This is a genomic window from Planosporangium mesophilum (assembly GCF_016863255.1).
GTDB lineage: Bacteria > Actinomycetota > Actinomycetes > Mycobacteriales > Micromonosporaceae > Planosporangium > Planosporangium mesophilum.
Genome location: NZ_BOON01000024.1, coordinates 180,667 through 188,945 on the forward strand (window position 1 = coordinate 180,667; position 8,279 = coordinate 188,945).

An 8,279-nucleotide genomic window follows, 5' to 3' on the forward strand; every position below is an offset into this window, starting at 1 on the left:
TGCCGTCCGGTCGACCGGGTTCGCCGGCTCCCGGCCTGCGGTGGGTCGCCGGGGAGCCGGTGAAGCGGACCCTGGGGCTGGTCGCCGTCCTGGTCGCGCTGCTCGTGGTCGGCGCGGTCACCCGGCCGGACATCTTCGGCGACACCTCGAAGCTCTGGCAGAACGAGCTGACGGTACTGACGCTGGCGTCCGCCATCGGGATCGTCACGGTCGGCATGACGTTCGTGATGATCGGCGGCGGCATCGACCTGTCCGTCGGCGCGCTGCTGGCCCTGGCGAGCGTGTGGTGCACGACGGTGGCGACCCAGAGCTACGGCGTCGGCGGCGTGATCTTCTCGGCCCTCGCCGTCGGTGCCGGTGCCGGCTTCGTCAACGGGCTGCTCATCTCGTACGGGCGGCTCGTGCCGTTCATCGCCACCCTCGCGATGATGGTCGCCGCCCGGGGCCTGGCGCAGAAGATCTCCGGATCGCGTACCCAGATCAACCACGTGTCGCTCATCAACGACCTGGCCAGCGAGAAGATCCTCGGCGTCCCGTACATCGTGCTGGTCTTCGCCGTCGTCGTCGCGCTCGGCTGGGTGCTGCTCAACCGCACCACGTTCGGCCGCCGTACGGTCGCCGTCGGCGGCAACGCCGAGGCCGCCCGGCTGGCCGGCATCAACACCCGCCGGCACACCGTCCTGCTCTACGCCCTGTCCGGCCTGTGCTGCGGCATCGCCGCCCTGGTGGTGGTCGCGCAGACCACGTCGGGGTCGAACACCAACGGCGACCTGTACGAGCTCAACGCTATCGCCGCCGCGATCATCGGTGGCACGGCGCTCGCCGGTGGGCGGGGCACGATCGTCGGTTCGCTGGTCGGGGTGCTCATCTTCAGCCAGATCGCCAACCTGTTCACGGTCAACAACCTGCCCACCGAGACCCAGCGCATCGTCAACGGCGCCATCATCGTCGGCGCCGTCCTCATCCAGCAGTTCCGGCTGGCCGACCTCCGGAGGCGGCCGAAGCTGTCGACCTGACCCGACCGCGCCGAGCCCCGGCGCGTTACCCCCCCCGTACCGTCTCAAGCCATTTCAGGAGCGCGTCATGTCAGATGTTTCCCGTCGCGGGCTCTTACTCGGCGGATCCGCCCTCGGTGCCGGCGTCCTGCTGGCCGGATGCACCTCGAACGAGACGAAGAACGACGGCGGCCAGACCAAGGTGTCTGAGGGTAAGAACGCGGCGCCCGGCAAGAACGTCACCATCGGCTTCTCCGCCCCGGCCGCCGACCACGGCTGGATCGGCGCCATCACCGCCAACGCCAAGGCCCAGGCCGCCAAGTACAGCGACGTCAAGCTGCTACCGGTCGACGCGGGCAAGGACGCGCCGGCCCAGATCGCGGCGATCGAGTCGCTGATCCAGCAGAAGCCGGACGCCATCGTGCTGCTTCCCAACGACGGCGCGCAGCTCACCGCGGTCGCCCGGAAGGCGATGGAGGCCGGCATCGTCGTGATCAACCTGGACCGCGAGTTCTCCGACCCCGCCGCGTCGTTCGCGCTGATCAAGGGGGACAACTACGGCATGGGCGTCTCCGCCGGCCACTACATCGGCAGGAAGCTCAAGGGCCGCGGCGACGCGGTGATCGCCGAGGTCGCCGGCATCGACACGCTCCAGCTCACCAAGGACCGGTCCAAGGGCTTCGCCGACACGCTGGCGACCTATGGCCTGCGGGTCAGCAACCGGGTCGCGGCGGACTTCACCGTACCCGGCGGGCAGGCCGTGACCGCCAACCTGCTGCAGGCAGCGTCGAAGATCGACGCGATCTGGAACCACGACGACGACCAGGGCGTCGGTGTGCTCGCCGCGATCAAGCAGGCCGGCCGCAAGGAATTCTTCATGGTCGGCGGCGCCGGTTCGCTGGACGCGATGGACCACATCGCCGCGGGGGACACGCCGCTGGAGGCGACGGTCACGTACCCGCCCACCATGGCCTCGTCGGCGATCTCACTGGCCCGGCTCGCGGTACAGGGCAAGGGGCTGGATGATCTGGTCGAGCTGCAGGTTCCGAAGTTGATCGTTCTTCAGTCGGAGACGGTGACCAGGTCCAACGTGGACAGGTACAGGCCGCTGGGCTTCAAGTCGTAGTGGACATTGGGCCGTAGTGGGGACTGAGCCGTAGTGGACGGTAGGGGGAGAGTCGATGCCAGACGGTAGGCAGGTGCGGGCCGGCCGCCAGCTACGGATCGGCATGGTCGGGTACGCGTTCATGGGCGCCGCGCACTCGCAGGCGTGGCGCACCGTGAACCGGGTGTTCGACCTGCCGGCCGCCGCCAGGATGGTGGCCGTCTGCGGCCGGGACGCCGCCGCTGTGGCCGCGGCCGCCGACCGCCTCGGCTGGGAGGAGTCGGTGACCGACTGGCGCGCGCTGGTCGCCCGTGACGACATCGACGTCGTGGACATCTGCACGCCGGGCGACAGCCACGCGGAGATCGCCATCGCCGCGCTCGCCGCCGGCAAGCATGTGCTGTGCGAGAAGCCCCTCGCCAACACGGTGGAGGAGGCCCGCGCGATGGTCGACGCCGCGCAGGCGGCGCGGGCGCACGGGGTACGGGCCATGTGCGGGTACAACTACCGCCGGGTGCCGGCGGTCGTGCTCATGCGCCAGCTGGTGGCCGACGGGAGACTCGGCGAGATCCGGCACGTACGCGCGGCGTACCTCCAGGACTGGATCGTCGACCCGCAGTTCCCGCTGGTGTGGCGGCTGCAGCGGGACAAGGCCGGCTCCGGCGCGCTCGGCGACATCGGCGCGCACATCATCGACCTCACCCAGTACGTCACGGGCCAGCTCATCACGGAGGTCTGCGGCCTGACCGAGACCTTCGTCAAGGAGCGACCATTGCCGTCGGCCACCGGTCCGGCGGCGTCCAGCGGCCTGGCTGCATCGGCCGAGTTGGCAGGGGCCGGCTCGGGCGACGCGGCCACCGGTCCGGTGACCGTCGACGACGCGGCGCTGTTCCTCGCGCGCCTGGACGGCGGCGCGGTCGCCACGTACGAGGCGACGCGGTTCGCCACCGGGCGCAGGAACGCGCTCCGTGTGGAGATCAACGGCTCGCTCGGTACGGTCGCCTTCGACCTCGAACGCCTCAACGAACTCGAGTTCCACGACGCCACCCGGCCGGGCGCCGAGCAGGGCTTCACCCGGATCCTGGTGACGGAGCCCGACCACCCGTACATGGCGGCGTGGTGGCCGCCCGGCCACATCATCGGGTACGAGCACTCGTTCACCCACGAGGTGCGTGACTTCATCGAGGCGATCGCCACGGGTACCGACCCGCGGCCGTCGTTCGAGGACGCGTTGCGGGTCCAACTGGTCCTGGACGCGGTGTCGTGCAGCGCCGCCGGCGCCGGGTGGACGTCGATTCAGGAGGTGCCCGCCTACCCGCGGGTGTGACGACAGGCTCCCCGGTCCCGTGGCGAGGGTCGGCCGCGGTTGCGCCCCGCGGTCGGCAGGGGATCGGGAAGAACCGGCGTGACCTGGCACGGGGGTACGCCGGGTGGCAGGTCCGGTACGGCCGGCGGAAACGGCCCGTACCGGACCGGCCACGGGCCGATCGACGGGCCGATCGACGGGCCGATCGACGGCCCCGATCGACGGCCCCGATCGACGGGCCGATCGACCAGCGGCCGGTGCGGATGTCCGCACCAGGTGGAAAGGGGCACCATGCGACCGTAGAAATCGATATATCTAAAGGTATGACGGCAGACGGTGTGGTACGGGTGCTCGGCGGCGCCCCACCCCACCGGCCGGCGCGGCGGCGCGCGCCCTGCCTGGCTCACTCGTACGGTAGTCAGGAAGGGGTACAGCCACCCATGTCCGCCTTTGCGCCCCGATGGGGCGGGCTGCCCGTTGCGGCCGCCCTCAGCATCGCCAGCACCGCCACCGTGGTGCTCGGCGCGTCCGCGTCGCCCGCCCGGGCGGCCGTCGACCCTGCCGACTTCCAGCAGGTGACCCTCGCGAAGGGGGTCGCCGAGGTCGGAGAGCCGATGTCGCTCGCGGTGCTGCCCGACCGGTCCGTCGTGCACACCTCGCGGGACGGCAGAGTCTGGTACACCGACGCGGCCGGCAACACGAAGTCGGCCGGCAAGCTCGACGTCTACAGCCACGATGAGGAGGGCCTGCAGGGCGTCCAGGTCGACCCGGACTTCGCCGCCAACCGCTGGCTGTACCTGTTCTACGCGCCGCCGCTGTCCACCCCGGCCGGTGACGCCCCGAACACCGGCACGGCGGCCGACTTCGCGCCGTTCGACGGGTACAACCAGTTGTCGCGGTTCAAGCTGAGAAGCGACAACACCCTCGACCAGACCAGCGAACAACAGATCCTGCGGGTGGGCACCAGTCGCGGCATCTGCTGCCACGTCGGCGGCGACCTCGACTTCGACAGGGCCGGGAACCTGTACCTGACCACCGGCGACGACAGCAACCCGTTCGCCTCCGACGGGTACTCGCCGCTGGACGAGCGGGCCGACCGCAACCCGGCCTACGACGCGCAGCGCACCTCGGCCAACTCGAACGACCTCCGCGGCAAGATCCTACGGATCAAGGTCAACGACGACGGGTCGTACGCGATCCCGGCCGGCAACCTGTTCACCCCCGGTACGCCCGGCACCCGCCCCGAGATCTACGCGATGGGCTTCCGTAACCCGTTCCGGATGGCGGTCGACAAGCCGACCGGCATCGTGTACCTGGGCGACTACGGCCCCGACGCCGGCAGCACCGACGCCAACCGCGGCCCCGGCGGCCAGGTCGAGTTCGACCGGGTCACCGGCCCCGGCTTCTACGGTTGGCCGTACTGCACCGGCTCCAACACCACCGCCGAGAGCTACAACCACTACGACTTCGCCACCGGCACCTCGGGCGCGAAGTACGACTGCGCGAACGGTCCGCGCAACACCTCCCGCCACAACACCGGGGTGTCGGACCTGCCGGCCGCCAAGCCGTCGTGGATCAAGTACGGCGACGCGGGCTCGCGGCCCGAGATGGGCCCGGGCGGCTCGGAGTCGCCGATGGGCGGCCCGGTCTACCACTACGACGCGGACAACCCGTCGACCACCAAGTTCCCGCAGTCGCTGGACGGGCACGTCTTCCTCGGCGAGTTCGGCCGTGGCTGGATCAAGGAGGCCACGGTCGCGGGCGACGGCTCCGCCGGCGCGATCGGGGACTTCCCGTTCGCCGGCAAGCAGGTCATGGACCTGGCGTTCGGCCCGGAGGGCAGTCTGTACGTGCTCGACTACGGCACCGGGTACTTCGGCGGCGACCAGAACTCCGCGCTGTACCGCATCGACTACATCGGCGGGGCCAACCGTGCCCCGACGGTCTCGGCCGGCGCGGACCGTACGTCCGGCCCCACCCCGCTGACGGTGAACTTCACGTCCACGGCCAGCGATCCCGACGGCGACCCGCTCAGCTACTCCTGGGTCTTCGGCGACGGGGGTACCGCGACCGGAGCCGGCGCCAGCCACACCTACACCACCGACGGGCAGTACACCGCGACCGTCACCGTGGACGACGGGCACGGCAACACGGCGACGGCGGACGTGGTCGTGACCGTGGGCAACACCGCCCCGACGGTCACGCTCGACCCGCCACACGACGGCCAGTTGTTCAGTTTCGGTGACGCGGTCTCCTATCGGGTGGCCGTCTCCGACCCCGAGGACGGCACGATCGACTGCACCGCCGTCACCGTCACGTACATCCTCGGCCACGACAGCCACGGCCACCCGCAGACCGAGGCGTTGGGCTGCTCGGGCACGATCCAGACGCTGGTCGACGGCGAGCACGCGGCCGATGCCAACGTCTTCGGCGTCCTCGACGCCGAGTACACCGACAAGGGCGGCCTGACCACCCACGACCGGCGGATCCTGCAGCCCCGGCACCGCCAGGCCGAGCACTTCACCACCTCCTCCGGGGTCCAGGTGGTCGACCACGCGGGCGCGAACGGCGCCAGGACGGTCGGCTACATCGACAACGGGGACTGGATCGAGTTCGACCCGTACGCGCTGGCCGACGCCGTCCGGTTCACCGCGCGGGTCTCGTCGGCGGGCGCCGGCGGCACCATCGAGGTACGGTCCGGCTCAGCCACCGGCACGCTGCTCGGCTCGGTGGCCGTGCCGGTGACCGGCGGGTGGGAGACGTTCCAGGACGTGTCCACCGACCTGTCCGGCCAGCCGTCCGGCACGACCAAGCTGTACCTGGTCTTCACCGGCGGCGCCGGTGCGCTGTTCGACCTCGACGACTTCACCTTCGGTACCGGTACCGGCACGTCGGCCCGGACGTACACCCTGCCCTGACCCGTCTCCGCGGGCGGCGGCGCACCCTGCCGCCGCCCCTACCGCGGGGCCCTACCGCAGGGCCCTACCGCGGGGCCCCTACCGCATAGACTCTTCGGGAGGGAACAGTCGTGAACCGTCTTCCTCGCTGGCGACTCCTCGCGGCGACGGCCGCCGCGGTGCTGACCATCTTCACGCTCGCGCCCTGTGCGACAGCCACCGACGGCGCGTACAACGTGCTCGTCTTCTCCAAGACGGCCGGGTTCCGCCACGACTCCATCCCCGCCGGCATCCAGGCGCTGAGGGAGCTGGGCGCCGCCGGCAACTTCACCGTCGACGCCACCGAGGACAGCGCGGTCTTCACCGGCGACAACCTGTCCCGGTACCAGGCCGTCGTCTTCCTCAACACCACCGGCGACGTCCTGACCGACCCGCAGCAGACCGCCCTGGAGAGCTACGTGAAGGGCGGCGGCGGCTGGGTGGGCGTCCACTCCGCCGCCGACACCGAGTACGACTGGCCGTTCTACGGCGAACTCGTCGGTGCCTGGTTCCGCAGCCACCCGGCCATCCAGGACGCGACGGTACGGGTGTCCGACCGCGCCCACCCGGCGACCGCGCACCTCGAGCCGACCTGGCAGCGCAACGACGAGTGGTACAACTACCGGACCAACCCGCGACCCGACCTCCACGTGCTGGCCAACCTCGACGAGTCGACGTACTCCGGGGGAGACATGGGCGACCACCCGACCGCCTGGTGCCACCCCGAGGGCAACGGCCGCGCGTTCTACACCGGCGGCGGACACACCATCGCCTCGTACTCCGAGCCGGCCTTCCGCCAGCACCTGCTCGGCGGCGTCCGGTACGCCGCGGGAAAGGCCCACGCCGACTGCCGGCCGGAGAACGGCTACACCGCCCTGTACAACGGCTCCACCGCCGGCTGGACCCAGTCCGGCCCCGGCAGCTTCAGCAACTCCGACGCCACCCTGACCTCGGTCGGCGGTATGGGCCTGCTGTGGTACTCCGCCCGGAAGGTCGCCTCGTACTCGCTCAAGCTGGACTGGAAGCTGCGCGGCGACGACAACTCCGGCGTCTACGTCGGTATCCCGGACAGCGCCGACCCGGTCAACGCGGCCATCGACAAGGGGTACGAGATCCAGATCGACGCCACGGACAGCCCAGACCGCACGACGGGGGCGATCTACGGGTTCCAGTCGGCCGACCTCGTCGTACGGGACGCCAACCTCAACCCACCGGGGGAGTGGAACACCTACGAGATCACCGTCGACGGACCCCGGCAGAACATCCAGGTGTACCTCAACGGCGTGAAGATCAACGACTTCACGAGCACCGACCCCGGCCGCGACATCAGCGCCGGGTACGTCGGGATCCAGAACCATGGCGACGCCGACGAGGTCTCGTTCCGCAACATCCGGATCAGGGAGACCGGTGGCGGCGGCACCCCGGGTCCCACCACGATCCAGGCCGAGAACTGGTCGTCGGCGAGCGGCGTGCAGACGTACCCGCACGCCCCGGCGCACAACGGCACGGTGCTCGGGTTCGTCGACCCCGGTGACTGGGCGGCCTACGACGGCGTCGACCTGACCGGGGTCACTTCCCTGACCGCGCGGGTCGCCTCGCCCGGCCCGTCCGGTGACGCGGGTATCGAGATCCGCGCCGGCGGCACCACCGGTACCCGCCTCGGCGTGGCGACGGTACCCGCCACCGGCGGCTGGGAGTCCTGCCGGGACATCCCGGTCACCCTGTCCGACGTGCCCTCCGGCAGTCAGAGTCTCTACCTCGTCTTCACGGGCGGCGGGTTCGACGTCGACGACTTCACCCTCAACGGCGGCGGCAGCGGCCGTACCGGTTCCTGAGTTGTCGCCGCTGTCCCGACCTCACGCCTGTCCCGACCTCACGCCTGTCCCGACCTCACGCCTGTCCCGACCTCACGCCTGTCCCGACCTCACGCCTGTCCC

At 70.7% G+C, this 8,279-nt stretch carries 5 protein-coding genes; all 5 read left to right on the forward strand.

What is annotated here, in order from left to right; genetic code table 11:
- Nucleotides 1-59 precede the first annotated feature (59 nt).
- The 5 genes from Pme01_RS13580 (at nucleotide 60) to Pme01_RS13600 (ending at nucleotide 8,177) form a co-directional block, all read left to right on the forward strand.
- A complete protein-coding gene (locus Pme01_RS13580) occupies nucleotides 60-1,016 on the forward strand; it encodes an ABC transporter permease (RefSeq protein WP_373315488.1) in 957 nt (318 codons plus the stop codon).
- A gap of 67 nt (nucleotides 1,017-1,083) precedes the next feature.
- Nucleotides 1,084-2,121: a substrate-binding domain-containing protein gene (locus Pme01_RS13585; RefSeq protein ID WP_168115749.1), complete on the forward strand. Its 1,038-nt coding sequence runs from the start codon at nucleotides 1,084-1,086 to the stop codon at nucleotides 2,119-2,121.
- 55 nt (nucleotides 2,122-2,176) lie between these two features.
- Nucleotides 2,177-3,427 carry a Gfo/Idh/MocA family protein gene (locus Pme01_RS13590; protein WP_168115750.1) on the forward strand — a complete coding sequence of 417 codons (1,251 nt, stop codon included), beginning with the start codon at nucleotides 2,177-2,179 and terminating at the stop codon, nucleotides 3,425-3,427.
- A gap of 419 nt (nucleotides 3,428-3,846) precedes the next feature.
- Nucleotides 3,847-6,324 (forward strand): carbohydrate-binding protein, encoded by a 2,478-nt coding sequence (locus Pme01_RS13595; RefSeq protein ID WP_168115751.1) that lies wholly within the window; start codon nucleotides 3,847-3,849, stop codon nucleotides 6,322-6,324.
- A gap of 110 nt (nucleotides 6,325-6,434) precedes the next feature.
- Nucleotides 6,435-8,177, forward strand: a complete 1,743-nt coding sequence (locus Pme01_RS13600) for a ThuA domain-containing protein (protein ID WP_168115752.1) — start codon at nucleotides 6,435-6,437, stop codon at nucleotides 8,175-8,177.
- Nucleotides 8,178-8,279: the final 102 nt, after the last annotated feature.

Bases quoted from the DNA above. Each gene is read 5' to 3' on its own strand.
- Pme01_RS13585 (WP_168115749.1), top strand. From the start codon at position 1,084: ATGTCAGATGTTTCCCGTCGCGGGCTCTTACTCGGCGGATCCGCCCTC.
- Pme01_RS13590 (WP_168115750.1), top strand. From the start codon at position 2,177: ATGCCAGACGGTAGGCAGGTGCGGGCCGGCCGCCAGCTACGGATCGGC.
- Pme01_RS13595 (WP_168115751.1), top strand. From the start codon at position 3,847: ATGTCCGCCTTTGCGCCCCGATGGGGCGGGCTGCCCGTTGCGGCCGCC.